The organism is Kribbella sp. NPDC000426 (assembly GCF_040300265.1).
Taxonomy (GTDB): domain Bacteria; phylum Actinomycetota; class Actinomycetes; order Propionibacteriales; family Kribbellaceae; genus Kribbella.
The window spans coordinates 227,087-248,788 of record NZ_JBEPDK010000007.1 but is presented as its reverse complement, the minus strand read 5'-3'; the positions used below and the strand labels follow the sequence as shown (position 1 = coordinate 248,788).

The following is a 21,702-nucleotide window of genomic DNA, read 5'->3' as shown; positions in this document are numbered from 1 at the left end:
ATCACACTGGCCTGGCGGACAGCGTGAGCCGCCAGGCCAGCTCACCACTCGCCGGCACGACCGCGGCGTCGTCGGGCCCGGCCTCCGCGAGGTCGAACACGCGGCCCAGCATCGGCTCCACGCCGAGACTCCGGTACGGCGCATCCGCCGGGAAGCCGCCCTGGTTCCGCCACAACGCGGTCGACACCGGTTGCCCAGGGCAACTCAACGTCATCGTCAGCTCGGCGCCGCGATCCCGCACCGAAACCGTTGGACAGTCCACCAGAACGGCACCGACCGCGGTCCCGTCCGACGGGCCATAGGTATCCAACTCGAGTGGTGTCGGCCAACCGGACGTCACCCAGGGCGCGTCGTCGGGCCAGGCCCAAGGAAGGATCGTCGCCGCCTCGGGATAGAGCCTGCATTCGGTCCCGGTGGGAGCAGAGATGACCGCGCCCTCGGCGCAATCGAGGAGTCCGTGGGCGGCCCAGATGAACCGGTAGCCCGGAGCTGCCTCCAGGTGGTAGTCGGCGGTGAGCGTGTCCGTGCCCGAGGTGAACACTCGGGTCAGCACCGCACCGTCGTACTCGACCGAGCTTTCCCACGGCTGGTTCCACAGGCCGCCGTGATCGGGAGTGCCGCGGACGGTCGGAAAGCACTCGTCCAGGCCGCCGGCGTCGATGAAGGTGGCAAGCCCGGCGCGTGACCCGGTCATCAGACCGGGGCCCGCCCACAGCCACTCCCGTCCGGCCAGCTCCAAGGAGGTCCACCGACCGCCATCGGCCGCGCCGATCGTCACCATTCGGCGAACGAGCCGTCTTCGTGGGTCCACACCGGGTTGCGCCACGAGTGGCCGATCTTGTCGGCGGCGCGCACGGCCTCCTCGTCGACTGTGATTCCCAAGCCAGGCAGGGGATTCCACTCCGCGTGACCGTTGACCCAGGTGAACGGCGCCGGATCCACGACGTACGACGTGAGGTCGCTCGACAGGTTGTAGTGGATGCCGCGGCTCTGCTCCTGGATCAGGAAGTTCGGCGTCGCGAACGAGACCTGCAACGAGGCCGCCAGCGAGATCGGCCCGAGCGGGCAGTGCGGTGCCAGCATCGCGCCGTGCGCATCCGCCAGTACTGCGATCCGTCGCAGCTCGGAGATCCCGCCCGCGTGCGACACGTCCGGCTGTACGACGGCGACGCCCGCGTTCAAGGGCGCCATGAACTCGGCCCGGTGGTACAGGCGCTCGCCGAGCGCCACCGGGATCGTCGATGCCTCCACCACCGAGGTCAGATGCGCCATCTGCTCCGGCAGCACCGGCTCCTCGACGAACATCGGCTGCAGACCCTCGACCGCGTGCAGGATCCGCCGCGCGCCGGCCACGCCGACGCGTCCGTGCAGGTCGATTGCGACGTCACGTGAATCGCCCAGCACCTCGCGCGCGGCGGCGAGCCGGGTGACGATGTCGTTGACCTCGGCAACCGACGGCGAGGTCTGGATCTGGCCGCTGGCGTTCATCTTGACGGCCGTCATCCCGGCCTCGACCTGCTCGGCCACGGCGTCGCCGATCTGGGACGGCTCATCCCCGCCGACCCACGCGTACACGCGGACCCGGTCGCGGACCCGTCCACCGAGCAGCGCCGCGACGGGCGCGCCGTACACCTTGCCGGCGATGTCCCACAGAGCGTGGTCGAGGCCGGCGACGGCGCTGCTGAGCACCGGCCCGCCGCGGTAGAAGCCGCCCTTCGTCAACACCTGCCAGTGGCGCTCGACCTGCAACGGGTCCTGGCCGATCAGGTACTCCGCGAGTACGTCGATCGCCGCGCGCACGACCTCCGCGCGGCCCTCGACGACGGGTTCGCCCCAGCCGACGACGCCGTCGCTCGTCTCGACCCGGCAGAACAACCAGCGCGGCGGGACCAGGAACGTCTCGATCTTCTCGATCTTCACCGGCGCCGCCGACGAGTCGATCCGCGTACTTCGGTGAGGTCCTCGGCCGCCTTCGCGAGCAGTTCCCGCATCGCGAGCTCGGCGCCCTCGGGGTCGTGCGCGCGGATCGCGTCCACGACCAGGCGGTGGCTCGGGATCGGATCGTCGGACGGCTTCACCGTGTGCACCAGCCGGTCGCGGTCGGCGAGCCCGGTCTCCATGATCACTTCCATCTTCGTCAGCAGCTCGTTGCCGGTTGCCGCCAGCAACGCCCGGTGGAACGCGAGGTCCGCGGCCGCGGCGGCGAGGTTGTCGTCGGCCGATTCCATCCCCGCGAGCGCCTCGTCGAGCGCCGCGAGATCCGAGTCCTCGGAACGCAACGCGGCCAGCCGGGCCGCGGCCGGCTCGACGATGCCGCGCACCTCGTGCAGCTCCTCGAGCAGCTCGGGCCGGGAGTCGGCATCCTTGAAGTGCCAGCGGATCATGTCCGCGTCGAGCAGGTTCCAGTCCGACCGCGGCCGGACGAACGTGCCCCGCTTCTGCCGGGCGTCCACCAGCCCCTTCGCGGTCAGCACCTTCAACGCCTCACGAACCGCCGTCAGGCTGACGCCGAGATCGGACTGCAGCTCGGTCACGTTGATCGTCGCGCCTTCCGGGATCTGCCCGGACAGGATCCGATCCGCCATCACCTCGACGATCTGTCCGTGCAGCCCGCGCGACACCCCGCGCTGAATCCCCGTCACACCGCTCTCCCTCACGCCGAGTCCTTGACCGCGGACCAGCCGCCGTCGACCACCAGGCTGGTCGCTGTTATGAACGACGCCTCGGACGACAGCAGGAACGCGACCGCTTGGGCTACCTCGTCCGGCTGGCCGAGGCGTTTGAGTGCTGTTGCCTGGGCGCTCTGCTCACGGCCCTCGGCGTCGACGCGGTCCCACATCGCCGTCAGCACCGGGCCCGGTAGCACCGAGTTCACGCGGATCGAGCGGCCGTACTCGACGGCCAGCTGGCGTCCGAGCGAGATCAGCGCACCCTTCGTCGCGGCGTACGCCGGATGGCCGGGCAGGCCGGCGATCGCGTGCACCGACGAGACCAGTACGACGGAGCCGGCGTTCGCGACCAGGTCGTCGTACAGCGCCTGGAAACCGAGGAAGGCCGCGGTGAGGTTGACGTCGAGCTGGCGTTGCCAGGACGGCGGCGACAGCTCGTGGGCCGGCTTGACGTCGACGAGGACCGCGTTGCTGACCAGGCCGTCGACCGGGCCGAGCTCGTCGCGGCCACGGGACCGGACCTCGGCCCAGGTGTCCGGCGACGCGACGTCGCCGACCACGCTGATCGCCTTGCCCGGAAGCTCCTTGCACGGGTGGATGTCCACCTGCACGACCTGCGCACCCTCGGTCAGCGCGCGCTCGACGCAGGCCGCGCCGATCCCCGACGCGGCCCCGGTCACCACGATCACCCGCCCAGCCAGCCGCACCCGCGCCTCCTCGACTCACCCCTACCCAAGCACGCAGGCAGGCTCGTTCCAACGATGAACGAGCCATCAGTTGACCGTGACAATGAGTGTCGCGTCAAGCGATTTGCTCGTAATTTACGAATTAATATTGACACCCGAGGTCGCTCGCCGCAAGATCGTCCGCAACACACCACTTACCCGACTGGCATCGCCGGGCGGGCAGAGCTCAGGAGTTTCGGCATGACGGGTCTGGCAGCAGATCGGCGGACGTTCCTCAAGGGACTCGGGGTACTCGGGGCAGCCACGCTGATCCCCGGATGCGCGACATCGACGAAGAGTCCCGGTAGCGGCAGCGCGGCGACTGGTGAGCTCTCGCTGCAGTCCAACCTCTCCAGCGAACAGGCCAAGGCCGCGATGGAGAAACTCGTTGCCGCGTACAACAAGACCGGCGGGTCCCAGGTCAAGCTGAACACGGTCGCCGCGGAGATCTTCCGGACCCAGTTGCCGACGTACCTGACCTCGGCCAACCCGCCGGACGTCTACACCTGGTACGCCGGGTCGGTCGCGGACTCGTACGCGAAGAAGGACCTGCTGCTCGACGTGACCAGCGTCTGGGACAGCATGGGCAACTACTCGAAGGCGATGCAGTCGCTGTCCACGAGCAGCGCCGGGCAGAAGATCTTCGTGCCGACCAGCTACTACTGGTGGGGCATGTTCTACCGGAAGTCGAACTTCGCCAAGTGGGGCGTGACGCCGCCGAAGACCTGGGACGAGTTCGTCGCCGTCTGCAAGACGATCCAGGGCAAGGGGATCCCGCCGATCGGGATCGGGCTCGGTGACACGCCGTGGGTCGCGTCGGCCTGGTTCGACTACCTGAACATCCGGATCAACGGCGCGCCGTTCCACCGCAAGCTGCTGGCCGGTGAGGGCGACTTCACCGACCCGAAGGTGAAGGCGGTCTTCACCAAGTGGCGCGAGGTGCTGCCGTACTTCGACCCGAAGGGCAAGTCGTTCCCGTTCCAGGAGGCGACCTCGGCCCTGCTCGCGGGCAAGACCGGCATGTTCCTGATCGGGACGTTCTTCGCGGACTCGGCGCCGAAGGACGCGCTGGACGACATCGACTTCTTCCAGTTCCCGATCATCGATCCCGCCGTACCGGTGGCCGAGGAGGCGCCGACCGACGGGTACTTCGCGTCGAAGAAGGTGAAGGATCCGGAGGGCACGAAGAAGTTCCTCGCCTGGCTGGCGACGCCGGAGGCGCAGAACATCTACGTGCAAAGCTCTTCCGGTACGGCGATCCCGGCGAACCCGGACGGGAAGTCGGCCGACACCGCGCTGGTGAAGAAGGGCAAGGCGATGATCGAGGGCGCCGCGGAGATCACCCAGTTCTTCAACCGCGACTCGAGCGACGCCCTGCAGCCCACCGCCGACGCCGCCCTCACCAAGTTCCTCGACAAGCCCGACCAGATCGACAAGATCCTCGCCGACTGGCAGGCAGCAGCCCAGAAGGTCTTCAAGGCGTGACCGCTACAGCTGTGGAACCACGGAGCCGGACCGGGAACGGTCCGGCTGCGGGGTCGCGTCGTACCAAGCGATCAGGGCCGCGGCGGGTCTCGCCGTTGATCCTGGCGTTCGTGTTGGTGCCGTTCCTGATCGAAGCGGTGTGGGTGTTCTGGCCGGCTTTGCAGGGGTTCTGGTTGGCGTTGACCAGTTGGGACGGGTTGTCGGCGCCGCGGTTTGTTGGGTTCGGCAACTTCTCGGACATGGTGTCGGATCCGATCTTCCGGACCGCGTTGAAGAACACGGCGATCTGGCTGGTGTTGTTCGGCGGGCTCAGTGTGATCGGCGGCTTCGGGATGGCGCTGTTGTTGCAGCGCGAGCGTCGCGGGGTCGGGATCTACCGGGCGGCGTTGTTCACCCCGGTCGTGTTCTCGCTGGTGGTCACGGCGCTGATCTGGCGGGTGTTCTACCAGCCGGACGGACTCGTCGACACGGTCTTCCGAACCGTTGGCCTGGGCAACTTCGTTCGCCCGTGGCTGGCCGATCCTGACACCGCGTTGTACGCCGTGATCGTGCCGGCGCTCTGGCGGCAGATCGGGTACGTGATGGTGCTGTACCTGGCCGGCCTGAAGGCAGTCGACCCGGCGCTGTACGAAGCGGCCAAGGTCGACGGCGCCTCCGCCTGGCAGCGCACCCGGTACGTGACGATCCCGCAGCTCAAGGGCGTGAACTCCGTCGTGCTGTCGGTGATCGTGATCGACTCGCTGCGATCGTTCGACATCGTCTGGTCGATGACGAAGGGCGGCCCGTACCACTCGTCCGAGCTGCTCAGCACGTACATGTACTCGACCGCGTTCCAGTCCACCCAGCTCGGCTACGCGTCCGCGCTGGCCGTGGTGATCTTCGTGCTCGCCCTGGCCGTGATCCTCGGCTACCTGATCCGCGCCTTCCGGGAGGAATCGTGATTCGCCGTACGGGGTACCACGTGGCGATGTCGATCGTGTCGTTCCTGTGGGTCGCGCCGATCCTCTGGGTGGTCGTGATCTCGTTCCGCAGCTTCGACGACGTCGCCGCGAACGGCCTCGGGTCGCTGCCGCATTCGTTCACGTTCTCGACGTACAAGTCGGCGTGGGAGGACGCGGACGAGTTCCGGGCCTTGATCAACAGTCTGCTCGTGACGATCCCGGCGGTGCTGCTCAGCCTCGGACTCGCGTCGATCGCGGCGTACGGGCTGGCGCGGTACTCGATCCCGCTCCGGCGGACGATCCTGTTGCTGATGTTGATGGGCAACCTGCTGCCGCCGCAGATCCTGCTGATCCCGATCTCCCGGTTCGTAGAGTTGATCGGGTACTACGACACGCTGATCGCGCTGATCGCCGTCCACGTCGGGTTCGGGCTCGGGTTCTACACGTTCGTGCTGCACGGGTTCATGCGCGACCTGCCACGGGAGATCCAGGAGGCGGCGACGATCGACGGCGCCGGTCCGGGCCGCATCTACTCGAGCGTGATCCTGCCGCTGACGCGGCCGGCGCTGGCCGCGCTCGGTGCGTTGTCGTTCACGTGGATCTTCAACGATCTCCTGTGGTCGATCACCGTGATCCGATCCGGCGAGAAGATGCCGGTCACGCCGGCGCTGCTCGGTCTGCAAGGCCTGTTCGTGTCGTCGTGGAACGTGATCGCGGCCGGCACTGTGATCGCGGCTGTGCCTACGGTGGCGGTGTTCCTTCGTTTCCAGAAGCACTTCGTAGGCGGGCTGGCGATCGGAGCCGTCAAGTGAGGACGTGGACGCTACGCGGTACCACGACGTCGTACGTCGTCGGCGTCCCGTCGCACGGCCAATGGGCGCAGTTGGTTGCCTGGGGCCCGCATGACGGACTCGCGCCGGTCGAGATCGCCGGCACGGAACACTTCGTCCCTCGCGCGGATGTGGAGCCCCTGGAGTACGCCGTCCGCGGGGTCCGCTACACATCGCCGGTCGATCTGATCGTCAGCGGACCTGACGGGTCGGACGAACTGCGTCCGATCTTCGACGAAGCGGCGACCGGTGAGCCCGGAGCCGTCGCCCCCGGGACCGAGCTGCAGCTGGTTTTCCGGGACGCTGTCCGGACGGTGCGGGTCAGCCTGCACTACCTGGTGGTCGGGGATGTCGTCGAGCGCTGGGTCTCCGTCGGCAACGACGGCACCGACGGCCTCACGCTGCATCGGCACGACTCGGCCGGGTTTGTCGTGCCAGCGGGCAACACCGTCAAATACCTGTGGGGCGAGTGGAACAGCGAGTTCCAGCAGGCCTCGGTGACGTTGCCGCGGGGCCGGTTCACGATCGGGAGCGCGCAGGGGATCACCGGGCACTCGTACTCGCCGTTCCTCGCGACCGACGGCGACGTGGCGTACGGCGTACAGCTCGCGTGGTCCGGGTCGTGGGAGATGTCGGCGGACGTCGACACGACCGGACTGCTTCGGGTCCAGGCGGGGCGGGTGTCGTCCAGCCAGGGGATCGCGCTGGGGCCGGGTGAGACGTGGGAGTCGCCGAAGGCTGTCGGTGCCTGCAGTGCAGAGGGCGAGGACGGACTGGCTCGGGTCTTCCATGACTACGAGCGGCAGCAGTCCCGCCACCGCACCCCGCACGTGCTCTACAACTCCTGGTTCGCCACCGAGTTCGACATCCGCGCCGATCACCAGCTGGAGCTGGCGCGACGCGCGGCCGGGATCGGTGTCGAGACCTTTGTCGTCGACGACGGCTGGTTCGTCGGCCGCTCCGACGACATGGGCGGGCTCGGCGACTGGGACGTTGACCCGGCCAAGTTCCCGGACGGGCTGGACACCTTCATCGGGCAGCTTCGCGAGCTGGGGCTGGACTTCGGGTTGTGGGTGGAGCCGGAGTCGGTCAGTCCTGCGTCGCAGCTGGCGGCGGAGCACCCGGAGTGGATTCTGCGGACGCCCGGTCAGGAGCCGGTGCCGGTGCGGAACCAGCTGTTGCTCGACCTCAGCCGGGACGACGTCCGCGAGTTCATCTGGGACACGCTGGATCGGCTGCTGTCGACGTACGACATCAAGTACCTGAAGTGGGACGCCAACCGGCCCCGGTTGGACAGTGGCGACCAGCGGCGGGATGTCGACGGGCTGGTGGTTGCGAATCTCTACACGATTCTGGATCGGCTGCGGGCCGAGCACCCTGACGTTTACCTGGAAGGGTGCGCCGGGGGCGGGGCTCGCGTCGATCTGGGGATGGCCTCGCGCGTCGACACGTTGTGGCCGAGTGACAACACCGCCCCGCTGGATCGGCTCAGGATTCAGGAGGGGTTCCGGACCGGGTTCGCGCCGCACCTGATGAGTTCGTGGGTGACCGATGCCGGCGGCACTCATGACGGTCGCGAGCGGTCGCTCGATTTCCGGTTCCACGTCGCGATGGCCGGCGTACTCGGGATCGGCGCGGACCTGTCCCGGTGGACCGACGAACAGTTGAAGACGGCAACTCGTCAGATCGAGCAGTACAAGGGCTTTCGAGAACTGATTGCCGATAGCAAGGTCTATGGACTGACGGCCGGCGTGCAGTACGTCGGCGCCCAGCGGTCCGTGGTGTTCCTGTGGGAGACCGGCGACGGCAACGTGCGCGGCACAATGCCGACCCGGCCGCGGCGGGTGCCGCTGGCCGGCCTGGATCCGGTGAAGAACTACCGGGTGGGTTCAGAGACCCACCCGGGCAGCTACCTGCTGCAGGTCGGGGTCGCGTTCGACGGCCCGGCCGACTCGCAGTGCCTGATCGTCGAGGCACTCGACTGACCCCGTTCCGCTCAACGGAAGAGGAAAGACAGATGAGGCGATTCCTGGGTGGGGTGATTGCGGCGGCCCTGGTGGCCGGCGCGTTCGCTGCCACCACAACCCCAGCTGTGGCGGCTCAGGCCACAGCTGCGGCACCTGTGCTCAGCCCGACGCCGTACATGGGCTGGAACACGTACTACGGTCTCGGCGGCGACTTCACCGAGGACACGATCAAGTCGGTCGCGGACTCGCTGGTGAGCCGCGGACTGGCGAAGGCCGGCTACGACATCGTCTGGCTGGACGGCGGCTGGCAGGCCGACCAGTCCCGCAGCGCTGCCGGTGACCTGGTCCCGAACCCGGCCAAGTTTCCGAACGGCCTGAAGCCGCTCGTCGACTACATCCACAGCAAGGGCCTGAAGGCCGGTATCTACACCGACGCCGGTCCGTACATCCCGGGCAAGTGCGGTCTCGGCAGCGGCGGCTATTACCAGCACGACGCCGATACGTTCGCCGCTTGGGGATTCGACGCGGTCAAGGTCGACTACCTGTGCGGCATCGCCGCCAACCTGGACCCGAAGACGGTCTACACCGAGTTCGCCCAGGCGCTGCGGAACAACTCCTCGCACCGGCCGATGATCTTCAACCTCTGCAACCCGGTGACTTCGCCGGACTGGGGCAACTACCCCGAGTCCCAGCAGTCGATCAACTCCTGGTCCTACGCGCCGGCGATCGCGCAGTCGTGGCGCACGTACACCGATGTCGGCTTCCAGGGCGACATCAAGTTCAAGGACGTACTGCGCAACTACGACGCGAACGCGCGGCACCCCGAGGTGGTCAAGCCGGGTGCGTTCGGTGACCCGGACTACCTGGCGCCCGAGCTCGGGATGACCGACGAGGAGTTCCGGACGCAGCTCACGCTGTGGGCGGTCGCGGCTGCTCCGCTGGTCGTCGGCAGCGACGTACGGAAGCTGTCCGCGACGACCGTCGGGATGCTGACGGATCCCGACGTGATCGCGATCAACCAGGACAAGGCCGCGGTGCAGGCCGTCCGGGTCGGAGCGGCTGGTACGACGGAGACGTGGGTCAAGCGGCTCGCTGACGGTAGCCGTGCCGTCGTACTGCTGAACCGGGGTGACAGCGCGAAGACGCTGACCACGACGGCGTCGGCAGTCGGTCTGCAGGGCGCGCGGTTCACGGTGAAGAACGCATGGACCAACAAGGTGACCGAGAGCGCCGGCGTGATCAGCGCGGCGGTTCCGGCACACGGTACGGCGCTGTTCCGGGTCGAGCCGGCTCGCGGCGTGCCGGGGGTCCCGCATGTGACCGCCGGGATTCCGCAGGTGACGAAGGTGGGGACGGACCCGCAGCCCGAGGGCGCCGCGCCGGTTGTTGCCGGTGGCGACGAGTTGACGGTTCAGGTGAACGTCCGCAACGACGGCGTACTGCCGGTGCTGCAGCCGACGGTGACTGTTGCTGGTGGCAACGGATGGACGGTCAAGCCGTTGTCGAAGGCCCCTGCGATCCTGGCCAGTGGCCAGCAGGCGAACTTCGCCTTCACGGTCAAGCTCCCGGCCTCGGCAGCTCCTGGCACGGCGAGCATCACCGCTCAGACGGCATACCAAACGGTATTGCATGGAGTTCAGAAGCAGACGACCGTGCTGTCGCCGATCGTGATCGCGCCGGCGCCGCCGAGCGGGACCGTTCCGTTGTCGCACCACGACTGGATCACGGCGACCAGCGGCTGGATGTCGCCGACGATCGACGAGAGCGTGGGCGGCGGTAACCCGATCAAGCTCACCGGGACGACGTACCCGACCGGTATCGGTGTCGCCTCGCCGTCGCTCATCCGCTACTACCTCGGCAAGTCGTGCTCGCGGCTGACCGGTGTGGTCGGCATCGACGATGTGGTCAGCAACGTCGACACGGCCGGCGGCACGTCCACCTTCCAGGTTGTCGGCGACGGCAAGGTCCTGTTCGACAGCGGCACCGTCGACCGCTTCACCCCGAAGCAGTTCGACGTGGACCTCACCGGCGTACGCGTCCTCGACCTGCTCGTCGGCGACGCCGGCGACGGCGGCTACAACGACCGCGCCGACTGGGCAGCCCCCACCGCAACCTGCTAGCGAAGTGGGTGGACCGGCAACGGTCCACCCACCTCCCGAGACCCGGCACGGATCGCCAGGCCGCGTGGTCGTGGTCGCGGGCTTGGGCGGACGTGGGGCACTCACCAACGGCGCTTGGAGTGAGGTGGGCACGCTTGGCGCGCGGTTGGTGACGGCTCGCCGGTGGGGTTGATGAGTGGCGCAGGTCCGGAGCGCTAGGTCCAGTCGACTTCGGTGGACTGTAGCCAGGTCCAGTTGCGGTTGCGCCAGCTCGTGGACTGCGCGCCGAGGCGGCTCGCGTAGTCGGTCCACTCCGTGCCCGGCCGGGCCCACGCCTTCTCGGCGGCGCCGGGGAGGCGGGGGAGGAGCATGAGTTCCAGGTCGTCGGGGGTGACGATCGACTCGCACCAGATGGCGGCCTCGACGCCGGCCAGCCGGTCGGCGGAATCGACGCCGGGGAGGCTGTCGACCGGGTCCCACGAGATGCCGTGCTCGATCGACGCCGCGCCGTAGAACTCGAGGCCGAGGCGCTTGCGGGCCTCCTCCTGGTCCGGGTCCGAGGACGCGTCGGCGTGCGGGCGGTCGAAGTACAGCCAGGTGACGGGGGAGACGATCAGTTTGGTGCCCTGCTCGAGTGCCTTCGGGGCGTCGTACTTCGCTTTACGCAGGCCTTCGACCAGGACCGGCAGCAGGTCCTCGGGCGGCGTCGGCAGGTCCGGGTTCTGGACCATCGAGTCGACGTCGAGGTCCAGCCAGTACTGCACGACATCCGCGGAGTCGAGCTCGGCGCGGGCGATCTCCTGCCAGCCGACGACCTTCTTCCCGCGCGCCCGGACGAGCGCGGCCGCCTTCTCGACGAACGCCACGTGGTCCTCGTCGGACATGCCCCACGTCTCGTCGCCCCCGATGTGCACGTACGCACTCTGCGGGAACTGCGGGATCACGGCATCCAGCACGTCCTCGACAAACGCCCACGTCTCGTCGCGGCCGGGGTCGAGGGTGTTCAGCTGGAGACTCTCGCCGTTGCCGAGGTCGATACTGCGGATCTCGTCGGGCCCGAGCTCCGGGTACGCCTTGAACACCGCCGACGTGTGCCCGGGCATGTCGATCTCGGGTACGACGGTCACGTACCGGTCGGCGGCGTACGCGACCAACTCGGCCAGCTCCGCCTGGCTGTAATAACCGCCCGGCCGATCACCGATCGCGCCGGTCGCACCGAGCTCGGTCAGTAACGGCCGCGACGGTACTTCGACCCGCCAGCCCTGGTCGTCGGTGAGGTGGAGGTGGAGGACGTTCAGCTTGTAGAGCGACAGCATGTCGATGATGCGGCGTACTTCGTCAGGTCCGTGGAACGTGCGCACCACGTCCAGCGACAACCCGCGCCAGGCGAACCGCGGCCCGTCGACGATCCGGAGAGCAGGCAGAACCGCAGCGTCGTCCTGCAGATGTGCGGAGATCAGCTGGCGGAGCGAAGTGAGACCTCGGTAGACCGCCTCCGGCGTCGGACCCCAGATCTGGATGTCCTCGGCGGTGATCTCCAAGCCGTACCTTTCGTCGACCGGTACCCCGTCAGCACGCAACCCAGCCGCCATCGGCACCCCGTCCTCGGCCTGGCCGACGGGCTTGAGCGTGACTGTGATGCCGGTCGTGCCGGCCAGCGCCAGGCCGCAGTCGAGCTCGACGTCCGCGACGAAGCGCGCCGCCAGCTCGGCCAGCTCGGGTGATTCGGCTGTGACGCCTGACGAGGAGGTGAGAGCGAAGGTGTCGTCGTTGAGGTCGAGGTGAGCGGGGGCAGGGATCACGGGAAGGCTCATGGAACGAGTTTGCGGCAATACACGGCGTCCGGGGTACCGCTGGATCCGACCCGGGTGGTGAAGGCGACGCCCGCGACGTACTCGTCGTCGGCGCATTGGCCCTTGTAGTTGCCGTTCGCGAAATCACCGCCACCGCCGCTGCGGTTGTCGCCGCGGTCGAACCAGACTGTGCGTCCGGTCGAGCCCAACGACTGCGACGTACCGGCACACAACGCCGACGAGACCCGGGCGCCGCGCACGCTGTAGCCGATCAGGTAGAAGTTCGGTGCGCACTCGTACTTCGTGTAGCCGGAAGCCCAGTCGGACGAGACATGGCTCTCGTCCTTCACCACCTCGTAGGCGCTGGACCAGATCGGTCCACCGGAGCGGCACAGGCCGCGATTGCCGGTATGGCTCAGGCCGACCAGCCGCAGACCGTCCGGGCAGGCGGCCTTGCGAGCGCCGTTGTCCCAGTCGCCCGCGTTCCGCATCCGGAGCGACTCGACGAAGTCGCCGTGATCGGGGCTGAGCATCTTCCAGACCGTGGCGGCATCGACCTGGCCGGTCTTCGACTGCGCGTTCATCAGCCGGGTCCAAGCGGACGCGCGCCAGTCGTCGCCGTCGTACAGACCGATGCGGTGGCCGCCGGTGTCCCAGGCGAGGAGTGCCCAGCCGTTGTCCGGGGTGCCGTCGGTGTTGTGCCAGCCGACGAGCGGCCAGTATGCGAAGTCCGCGTCCGTGCGGATCAGCTGATCGACGAAATGCTCGAACCAGGCGCGCGGCAAGGTCCCCGTCTCCGCACGCCCGCCGATGCCGAACTCGCTGATCCACAGCGGTGCGGTGAAATGGCCCTCCTCGCCGGTGACGAAGAACGCCTGCCGGTTGAGTTCGCTGATCAGCTCCTCCGGCGACAGATCGCGGTACCGCGGATCGCTGGTCTCGCCCGTACCGGTCGCGCCGCTGTGCCGAGGCCCGGTGTAGTCGTAGAAGTGTGCCGAGTACACAAGCTTGTCGGAGGCAACCAACGTGTGGGACAGATAGCGCGCCGGGGTCAGCGTCGGGCGGTCGTGCGGGAAGCCGTCGACCGGGATGCCGGTCCAGTTGATGCCTTCGACAACGATCAGCAGGTTCGGATTCGCCTCGGTGAGGATCCGATCGCCGAGGTGCTGGGAGGCGGCGAACCAGTCGTGGTCGTCGCCGAGACCCCAGTTCGGGTCGTCGAGGACGTTGCGCCGTACCTCGTTGTAGAGGTCGACGCCGACGACACGCGGGTTGGTCTTGTAGCGGTTGACCATGAACAGCCAGTCGTTCTCCCACGTCTCGGTCGACTGGCTCGCGTTCCACCGTTCGTTGCCGTCGACACCACAACACCAGCGGGTCGTGTTGGTGTGGTTGTTGAGGATCACGGCGAACCCGGCCGCGGTCAGTTGCTGTACGACGACGTCGTACACCTCGAGCGGTGTCTTGCCGGCCAGACTCGGATTCGCCGCGACGGCGGCGGCCGGGACCGGCGCGGTGTCGTAGATCATCTCGTTCGAGAACTGCAGCCGAACGCTGTTCAGCCCGAGCTCGGCGAACCCGGAGACGATGTCGCCGATCGGCGCCCGATCCAGCCCGAGCGGCATCCGGTTGCTGTTCTCACCGGCGTGATGATTCGCGTCCTCGCCCGGATCCCCGGACCCGTTCCACGTACCGCTGGCACCATGCCAGTTCCCGGACTTCAACCGAAACCGGTTGCCGTCCGCATCGACGATGTACCGACCACGAGTACTCAACGGAGGCGTCCAGCCATCAACCAGCCTGTGAACCTCAGCCGGCACAACGGCAACAGCGGGAACGGTCGCACTGATCAACGCCAACAACAAGACGATGACCGCAGACGGGGCGATTCTGCGCATACTCCGATGGTCGCGCTCACCGGTCTTCCGCGCCACTCGAGACGAGTGACGCGGACGGAGCGGCGGTCGGCTACTTCACGCTGCCGATGATCTTGAGGGAGATCACCGAGAGGTTGGGGACGGTGGTTTCGCCGCCTAGTTGGGTGTCGTAGGAGAGGGAGCCTAGGACCTGGACGTTGGCTTGGAAGAGGTCGTCTTCTAGCAGGTCGGAGACGTCGGCGGAGAGGTTGGTGAGGACGGTGTTGGTGGGGTAGTCGACGAAGCCGTAGGAGACCTTGTGCTTGATGCCGTCCACGTCGGCTCGGAAGGCGTCCTTACCGGTTGCGGCGTCGAACTGGGTGACGCGGCCGTAGACGATGTAGGCCTCGCCGATGTGGTCGTCGGGACTCTTGGCGATCCTTGCCCATTGGCGTGCGGTTAGCTTCTTGTAGGTGGTTTTGGTGGTTTTCGGTGCGGTGGTTGGCTTGGGGTCGGTGGGTGGTTTGGCTGGTGGAGCCGTCACCGTGATGGTTGTGGGCGGTGCGGTGACCTCTACGGTCTCGCCTGGGACTGTGACGGTTGTCGTCGGTGCCGGTGCGTCCGCGGAGGCGGTCGGCTGTCGGCCGGCCCCGGCGTTGCCGGCTGCGGCGCCGAAGGCGAACAGGAGCAGCCCGGACAGCGCGGCCCACCCGATCTTCGCGCTCCGCGACAGCGGCTTCCGCGGCGGAAGCGATCCCGCCTGCCGCGGCGGCTGGGCTGGCGGCGACTGCTGAGCGTACGACGCCTGGGCTGGCGGCGACTGCTGCCCCTGAGACGGGTGCCCTTGAGACGGGTGCCCTTGGGGCGGGTGCTCTTGAGACGGGTGCGGTGTGTGCGGCTCTTGCGGCTGGTAGCGCGGGAACTGTGGTTGGTTCGGGTCGTGCGGATACTGCTGAGACATGATGATTCCTTCCCCCGGTCCCCGAGCCCCCCTCGGGATCCGCCACTACGGTAACGGTGAGTGATCATTTTGCCTAGATCGGAGCGCATCGTGTTCGCCGACGACCGGGTCGTCGACGTCTGGGAAGGTGGCGATCCGGCAGGGTCGCCGGTGGTCTTCCAGCACGGGACGCCATCCAGCCGCCTGCAGGCGTCGCTGGGGGACGCGGCCGCCAAGAGCTGTGGAGTTCGGCTGATCTCGTTCAGCCGGCCGGGGTACGGCGGGTCGACGTACACCGCGCCGAGCTTGGCGTCGGTCGCTCACGACACCCTGCAGGTCGCCGATCAGCTCGGCGTCGGCGAGTTCGCCGTACTCGGCGCCTCGGGTGGCGGCCCGTACGCGATCGCCACCGGAATCGCCGATCCACAACGCGTGAGCGCGGTCGGGCTCGCCGCCGGCGTCGGCCCGTGGCGCTTGATCGAGCCGCCGGACCCGGACGACCCGGACCTACCGCTACTCGCACTGGTAGATGCGGGCGACGTCACCGGTGCACTGGACGGCTTTCGCGAGCAGGCGGCGCAGGACTTCGAGCGGATGCTCAGCCTCGACGACACCGCGATGGTCGACGCGTTCTTCGACGGCGTGCCGGGGGAGGAGCTCAACTGGCTCGACGCGGCGGGGCGTGAGGTCTGGGCGGCAGACACACGCGAGGCGCTCGCGTCGTACGACGGTTATGCGCGCGACAACGTGGCCTGGGGAGGTGCGTGGGACATCGATCCCACGCACCTCACCGTGCCGACCTGGTTGTGGTACGGCGACACCGATCGCATGGTGCCGCCGTCACACGCTCGTTGGTTCGCCCAACGAATCCCGCACGCCACGCTGACCGTTCGCCGCGGCGAGGGCCACGGCCGCACGATCTTCGCTCACTGGGAGGAGATGTTCAGCGCGCTCGGTGCTGGGCCGCCAGCTCCTTGAGGTACGCTGCGCTGGCCTTCGGGATCCGCTGCTGCGTCTCGTAGTCGACGCGGACGATGCCGAAGCGCTTGACGTAGCCGTAGGCCCATTCGAAGTTGTCCATCAGCGACCAGGCCAGGTAGCCGCGGATGTCGGCGCCCTGCCGGATGGCATCGGCGACCGCGGCGAGGTGGGAGGTGAAGTACGCCGTCCGGTCGGTGTCGTCGACGAAGCCGTCGGCGTCCGGGACGTCCTCGAACGCGGACCCGTTCTCGGTGATGACCATCGGCAGCCCGGGGTAGTCGCGGGCGATGCTGAGCAGAAGATCGGTGAAGCCTTCGGGGACGATCTCCCAGTCCATCGCGGTGCGGGGCTTGCCGATCGGTACGTCGCGGCTGATGGGCAATCCGGAAGCGTCCGTGGTGCTCCCGTCCTCGGCGTACCCGGTGAACTTCTGGCTGAAGTAGTAGTTGACGCCCAGGACGTCGATAGGGGCGGAGATGATGTCGAGGTCGCCGTCCTGGATCGGGAGTTGTATTCCCTCGCGGGCCAGGTCGGCAACTACGTCTGCGGGGTAGTGGCCGTGGACAAGCGGATCCAGGTAGATGCGCCGGCCCATTCCGTCGGCCCGGCGCGCGGCGTCGACGTCGGGCGCCGCGTCCGAAGCGGGGTATGCGGTGGCGACGTTGAGGGTGATGCCGATGTCCAGCTTGCGGGGTGAGGAATCGCGCATCGCCTGGGTCGCGAGCCCGTGCCCGAGCAGCAGATGGTGTACGGCGGCCAGCGCGGCCGGGTACTCGCGCCGCCCCGGAGCATGCGCGCCGTATGCGTACCCGAGCATCGCCGAGCACCACGGCTCGTTCAGCGTGGTCCAGGTGTCGACCCGGTCCTTCAACGCGTCGAACACCAGCATCGAGTACTCCGCGAACCGGTACGCCGTGTCGCGCACCGGCCAGCCGCCGGCGTCCTCGAGCTCCTGCGGCAGGTCCCAGTGGTACAGCGTCACCCACGGGTCGATGCCCTGGGCAAGCAGCTCGTCGACCAGCCGGTCGTAGAAGCCGAGGCCGGCCGGGTTGACCGGGCCCTTGCCGTGCGGCTGCACCCGCGGCCACGCGACGGAGAACCGGTACGTGTCGAGTCCGAGATCCTTGATCAGGGCAACATCGGCCGGCATCCGGTGATAGTGGTCGCAGGCAACATCCCCGGTATCGCCGTTGTCGATCGCACCGGGCACCCGGCAGTACGTGTCCCAGATCGACGGCGTCCGGCCGTCCGCGGTGATCGCGCCCTCGATCTGGTACGCCGACGTCGCGACCCCCCAGCGGAATCCGGACGGGAGCCCCGCGACCAGGTCGGCCGCCCCCGAGACAGACGTTGTGCTCATATCAACCCTTCTAGACAACAGGAACGCGGCCAGGGAGCCAGCACGCGACGGATCGGTTGGGGTCGTTGCGTGCCGCCGGGATCCCGAGGACAGGGATCTCCGCCGAGCAGCGCTCGAAGGCCTGTGGACAGCGCGGATGGAACGAACACCCCGACGGCATGCCGCGAAGGTCCGGCGGGGAGCCCGGGATCCCGGCGAGCTCCCGGCGTTCGCCGCGCAGCGCCGGGAACGACTTGAGCAGGCCTTCGCTGTACGGGTGCAACGAGTCCTTGTAGAGGTCGACCGAGCGCGCCTGCTCGACGATGCGGCCGCCGTACATGATCGCGATCCGGTCGGAGAACTCGACCAGCAGGGACAGGTCGTGGGTGATGAACAGGACCGAGAAGCCGAGGCGTTCCCGCAGTTCCACCAACTGCGCGAGGATCTGGCGTTGCATCACCACGTCGAGGGCGGTGGTGGGCTCGTCCATGATCACGACCTGCGGCTCGAGGACGAGCGCCATCCCGATCATCACCCGCTGCCGCATCCCGCCGGACAGCTGGTGCGGGTACGCGTCCATCCGGTCGGCCGAGATCCCGACGAGCTTGAGCATCTCCTGCGCCCGGGCGACCCGTGCCGACGGAGACAGTTGCGGCTCGTGCGCCTTGATCACGTCGATCATCTGGGTGGAGATCTTGTGCACCGGGTTCAGCGAGTTCATCGCGCCCTGGAACACGATCGACGTCTCGGCCCAGCGGAACTTCCGCAGCTCCGCGTCGGTCAGCGCCATCACATCGTAAGGATCGCCAGAAGCAGGGTGGTAGACGACCGAGCCGCCGCTGATCACGCCGGGCGGCGGCAGCAGCCGGGTCACGCCGTACGCCAGCGTCGACTTGCCGCTACCGCTCTCGCCGGCCAGCCCGAGTACTTCGCCGCGGTGCAACGTCAGCGTCACGTCCCGGACGGCCTGCACCGCCTCGGAGCCGAGGCCGTAGTCGACATGGAAGTTCTTGATCTCCAGTACTGGCGTCTTCACGCGACCTCCTCCTCAGCACGGCGCTGTACGACGGGCGTCACGGGCTCGCGCGCCGACGAGAGGACCGGGGTGAATCCGACCCGCATCCGCACCGAATGCCCGTCCTTGGTCTTCACCTTGGTATGACCGCTCGACCGCAACCGCGGGCTGACGAACTCGTCGATGCCGAAGTTGATCAGCGACAGCGCCGTACCGAGGACTGCGATCGCGAGGCCGGCCGGGACGAACCACCACCAGGCTCCCTGAGCCAGCGCCTGCTGGGACTGGGCCCAGAACAGGATCGTGCCCCAGTTCCACTCGGAGATCGTCGAGATGCCGATGAACGCCAGCGTGATCTCGGACATCACCGCGAAGATCACGGTGCCGACGAAACCCGACGCGATGATCGCGGTCAGGTTCGGCATGATCTCGAAGGTGATCAGCCGCCAGGTGCTCTCACCCGTCGCCCGAGCGGCCTCCACGTAGTCCCGCCGTCGCAGCGACAACGTCTGCGCGCGAAGCACCCGCGCACCCCAGGCCCACGACGTGAAGCCGATGACCAGGGCAACCATCAGGTCACCGGCCGACGGGATGGTGGAGGCAACGATGATGATCAGCGGCAGGGCCGGGATGACCAGGAAGACGTTCGACAACGCGGACAGGCCGTCGTCGGCGGCGCCGCCGAGGAAGCCCGCGCTGACACCGATCAGGATCGACAACGCGGTCGCGACCAGGCCGGCCAGCAGACCGACGAACATCACTCCGCGCGTGCCGACGAGCACCTGGCTGAAGATGTCCTGGCCGAGGTGCGTCGTACCGAACCAGTGCTTGCCGGACGGCGGCTGGATCAGGTCACTGCTGCGCGCCGACGGATCGTACGGCGCGATCCACGGGCCGATGATCGCGATCACGCAGAAGAACGCGAGTACGACCAGACCCGTGGCGGCCTTCGGGTTGGCGACGAACCGGAGCCGGCGGCGCTTGGCCGGTGCGGCCTCGACCTCGGGTCCTTCCGGCGTGACCGCGGTGATGGTGCTCGTGGGTGCGGACACGGTCAGCCTTCCTTACGGGTGCGCGGGTCGAGGAGCAGGTAGGCGACGTCGGCCAGCAGGTTGGCCACCAGGACCGACAGCGTGATGACCAGGAAGACGCCCTGCATCAGCGGATAGTCCTTGGCCCCGACCGCCTGGAACAGGTTGTAGCCGATGCCCGGGTAGGAGAAGACGATCTCGACCAGCAGCGTGCCGCCGACGATGAAGCCGAGCGACAGCGCGAAGCCGGAGACGTTCGGCAGCAGGGCGTTGCGGGCGGCGTAGCTGACCATCACCCGGCGCTCGGACAGACCCTTCGCGTGCGCGACGGTGATGTAGTCCTCCGACGCGACCGTGACCATCATGTTCCGCATGGTCAGGATCCAGCCGCTGACGGACGAGATCAGGATCGTGAGCGCCGGCAGCAGGCTGTGCTGGATCGCGCTGCCGATGAACGACCCGGTCCAGCCGGGCACCAGGCCGGGCTCGTATCCGCCGGACGACGGGAAGAAGCTGTCCGGTCCGGCCAGCAGCGTGATCGCCAGCAGGCCCAGCCAGAAGTACGGGATCGACGACAGGAAGGTTGTCACCGGCAACAAGCCGTCCATGATCGAACCGCGCCGCCAGCCGGCCACGACGCCGAGCGACGTACCGATCATGAAGCTGGCGAACGTTGTGATGCCGACCAGCGCGATCGTCCAGGGCAGACTCTGCTTGAGGATGTCGGCAACCGGCGTCGGGAAGAATGTGAACGACAACCCGAGGTCGCCGTGGAACACCTGGCCCCAGTAGTCGACGTACTGGCTCCAGAGCGACGCGTTCTTGTCGAGGCCGAACAGCACGTACAGCGAGTTGATCGCCTCGGTGCTCATCTGGCCCTGGAACTTGTTGATCAGCGAGGTGACCGGGTCGCCCGGGATCAGGCGCGGGATGAAGAAGTTGATCGTCAGCGCGGCCCACGCGGTGAAGACGTAGAACGCCAGCCGTTGCAGAAGGAACTTCACTTCGCCGTCCCTTCTTCGTACAGCCAGCAGGCTGCCCAGTGGCCGGTAGCGGGTAGCTCGAAGCGGGGCGGCAGCTCGGTCGAACACTTCGGCATTGCGTGCACACAGCGCGGGTGGAACCGGCAGCCGGTCGGCGGTGCGATCAGGCTGGGTGGTTCGCCGCCGGCCTGGTCCTCCGGCGTACTGAGCTGACCGAGTCGGTCGGGGTCGGGCGCGCTGTCGATCAGCAGCTGCGTATAGGGGTGGGCCGGGTGCTGTGTGACGGTCTCCGATTCGCCGCCCTCGACCAGGCGACCGGCGTACATCACCAGCGTCTCGTCGGCGAAGTAGCGCGCCGACGCGATGTCGTGGGTGATGTAGAGGATGGCGAGGTTGAGCCGTTCCTTCAGGTCGCGCAGCAGGTTGAGTACGCCGAGGCGGATCGACACGTCGAGCATCGAGACCGGCTCGTCCGCGAGCAGCGCCTCCGGATCCGCGCCGAGCGCGCGGGCGATCGAGACCCGTTGCCGCTGGCCACCGGACAGCTCGTGCGGGAACTTGTCGAGGTACCGCTCCGGGGGAGTGAGCTGCACCTGCATCAGCAGAGCGCGCAGGTTCTCCTCGAGGTCTCCGGAACGGCCGTGGATGCGAAGCGAGCGGGTCAGGTGGTACCGCACGGTGTGCGTCGGGTTCAGCGAGGCGAACGGGTCCTGGAAGATCATCTGCACGCGGCGGGCGTACGCGCGGAACTTCCGGCCGCCGCGGACCGTGACCGATTCGCCGTGCAGACGGATGTCACCGGACGTGCGCCCGTACAGCTGGGCCATCAGCCGCGCGACCGTCGACTTGCCCGATCCGGACTCGCCGACCAGCGCGGTCACCCGGCCCCGGCGCAGCGTGAGCCTGATGTCGTCGACCGCGTGCACGACCTTGTGCTCGCGGGACAGCAGGTCGCGAACCCCGCGCCGTACCGGAAAGTGCTTGGTGAGGCCCTCGGCCTCCAGAACAACCTCGGTCTCGGTGACCGTCATGTGTCTCCCATCGCGGC

At 67.9% G+C, this 21,702-nt stretch carries 18 protein-coding genes; 6 read left to right on the top strand and 12 right to left on the bottom strand.

All coding sequences use genetic code 11. The annotated features are described in order from the left end of the window. Position 1 precedes the first annotated feature (1 nt). The 4 genes from ABT313_RS32780 to ABT313_RS32765 are packed head-to-tail and all read right to left on the bottom strand — an operon-like array spanning position 2 to position 3,376. Positions 2-781: a hypothetical protein gene (locus ABT313_RS32780; RefSeq protein ID WP_350861806.1), complete on the bottom strand. Its 780-nt coding sequence runs from the start codon at positions 779-781 to the stop codon at positions 2-4. Continuing rightward, on the bottom strand, positions 775-1,920 hold the full coding sequence (gene dgoD / locus ABT313_RS32775) for a galactonate dehydratase (RefSeq protein ID WP_350861804.1): 1,146 nt from the start codon (positions 1,918-1,920) through the stop codon (positions 775-777). Before dgoD ends, ABT313_RS32780 begins: the two co-directional genes overlap by 7 nt. After that, the gene (locus ABT313_RS32770; protein WP_350861802.1) at positions 1,917-2,642 is read right to left on the bottom strand and encodes a FadR/GntR family transcriptional regulator; all 726 of its coding nucleotides are present in this window, start codon (positions 2,640-2,642) and stop codon (positions 1,917-1,919) included. Before ABT313_RS32770 ends, dgoD begins: the two co-directional genes overlap by 4 nt. An 11-nt stretch (positions 2,643-2,653) precedes the next feature. Continuing rightward, positions 2,654-3,376, bottom strand: coding sequence for an SDR family NAD(P)-dependent oxidoreductase (locus ABT313_RS32765; protein ID WP_350861800.1), 723 nt, complete (start codon positions 3,374-3,376; stop codon positions 2,654-2,656). Between the two features lie 219 nt (positions 3,377-3,595). On the opposite strand from ABT313_RS32765, the gene ABT313_RS32760 reads away from it, so the two are divergent. The 5 genes from ABT313_RS32760 to ABT313_RS32740 are packed head-to-tail and all read left to right on the top strand — an operon-like array spanning position 3,596 to position 10,737. Further along, on the top strand, positions 3,596-4,879 hold the full coding sequence (locus ABT313_RS32760) for an ABC transporter substrate-binding protein (RefSeq protein WP_350861798.1): 1,284 nt from the start codon (positions 3,596-3,598) through the stop codon (positions 4,877-4,879). Further along, positions 4,876-5,820, top strand: coding sequence for a carbohydrate ABC transporter permease (locus tag ABT313_RS32755; RefSeq protein WP_350861797.1), 945 nt, complete (start codon positions 4,876-4,878; stop codon positions 5,818-5,820). Before ABT313_RS32760 ends, ABT313_RS32755 begins: the two co-directional genes overlap by 4 nt. After that, positions 5,817-6,632: a carbohydrate ABC transporter permease gene (locus ABT313_RS32750; RefSeq protein WP_350861795.1), complete on the top strand. Its 816-nt coding sequence runs from the start codon at positions 5,817-5,819 to the stop codon at positions 6,630-6,632. Before ABT313_RS32755 ends, ABT313_RS32750 begins: the two co-directional genes overlap by 4 nt. Continuing rightward, complete coding sequence (locus ABT313_RS32745; RefSeq protein ID WP_350861793.1) at positions 6,629-8,635, top strand: alpha-galactosidase; 2,007 nt, start codon at positions 6,629-6,631, stop codon at positions 8,633-8,635. The genes ABT313_RS32750 and ABT313_RS32745 overlap by 4 nt, the downstream gene beginning before the upstream one ends. A 32-nt stretch (positions 8,636-8,667) precedes the next feature. Continuing rightward, positions 8,668-10,737, top strand: a complete 2,070-nt coding sequence (locus tag ABT313_RS32740) for an NPCBM/NEW2 domain-containing protein (RefSeq protein WP_350861791.1) — start codon at positions 8,668-8,670, stop codon at positions 10,735-10,737. 194 nt (positions 10,738-10,931) lie between these two features. Here the strand turns inward: ABT313_RS32740 and ABT313_RS32735 are convergent, their stop codons facing one another. The 3 genes from ABT313_RS32735 to ABT313_RS32725 all read right to left on the bottom strand — a co-directional run bounded on the left by ABT313_RS32735 (position 10,932) and on the right by ABT313_RS32725 (position 15,326). Continuing rightward, entirely contained in the window at positions 10,932-12,530 is a 1,599-nt protein-coding gene (locus ABT313_RS32735) for a beta-N-acetylhexosaminidase (protein ID WP_350861789.1), read from the bottom strand. Further along, positions 12,527-14,284, bottom strand: coding sequence for a glycoside hydrolase family 5 protein (locus ABT313_RS32730; protein WP_350861787.1), 1,758 nt, complete (start codon positions 14,282-14,284; stop codon positions 12,527-12,529). Before ABT313_RS32730 ends, ABT313_RS32735 begins: the two co-directional genes overlap by 4 nt. Before the next feature lie 193 nt (positions 14,285-14,477). Continuing rightward, the gene (locus tag ABT313_RS32725; RefSeq protein ID WP_350861785.1) at positions 14,478-15,326 is read right to left on the bottom strand and encodes a hypothetical protein; all 849 of its coding nucleotides are present in this window, start codon (positions 15,324-15,326) and stop codon (positions 14,478-14,480) included. Positions 15,327-15,386: 60 nt separating this feature from the next. Here ABT313_RS32725 and ABT313_RS32720 point away from each other — a divergent pair, with 60 nt between their 5' ends. Then, positions 15,387-16,283: an alpha/beta fold hydrolase gene (locus ABT313_RS32720; protein WP_350861784.1), complete on the top strand. Its 897-nt coding sequence runs from the start codon at positions 15,387-15,389 to the stop codon at positions 16,281-16,283. Here ABT313_RS32720 and ABT313_RS32715 read toward each other — a convergent pair. From ABT313_RS32715 to ABT313_RS32695, 5 genes are read right to left on the bottom strand one after another with little or no spacing between them, the layout of a single operon-like run. Then, the gene (locus ABT313_RS32715; protein WP_350861782.1) at positions 16,249-17,646 is read right to left on the bottom strand and encodes a GH1 family beta-glucosidase; all 1,398 of its coding nucleotides are present in this window, start codon (positions 17,644-17,646) and stop codon (positions 16,249-16,251) included. The genes ABT313_RS32720 and ABT313_RS32715 overlap by 35 nt on opposite strands. 10 nt (positions 17,647-17,656) lie before the next feature. Beyond that, the gene (locus tag ABT313_RS32710) at positions 17,657-18,661 is read right to left on the bottom strand and encodes an ABC transporter ATP-binding protein (RefSeq protein ID WP_350861780.1); all 1,005 of its coding nucleotides are present in this window, start codon (positions 18,659-18,661) and stop codon (positions 17,657-17,659) included. Continuing rightward, positions 18,658-19,692, bottom strand: coding sequence for an ABC transporter permease (locus ABT313_RS32705; RefSeq protein ID WP_350861778.1), 1,035 nt, complete (start codon positions 19,690-19,692; stop codon positions 18,658-18,660). The genes ABT313_RS32710 and ABT313_RS32705 overlap by 4 nt, the downstream gene beginning before the upstream one ends. Before the next feature lie 2 nt (positions 19,693-19,694). Beyond that, on the bottom strand, positions 19,695-20,675 hold the full coding sequence (locus tag ABT313_RS32700) for an ABC transporter permease (RefSeq protein ID WP_134108864.1): 981 nt from the start codon (positions 20,673-20,675) through the stop codon (positions 19,695-19,697). Continuing rightward, positions 20,672-21,685 (bottom strand): ABC transporter ATP-binding protein, encoded by a 1,014-nt coding sequence (locus tag ABT313_RS32695; RefSeq protein WP_350861776.1) that lies wholly within the window; start codon positions 21,683-21,685, stop codon positions 20,672-20,674. The genes ABT313_RS32700 and ABT313_RS32695 overlap by 4 nt, the downstream gene beginning before the upstream one ends. Positions 21,686-21,702: the final 17 nt, after the last annotated feature.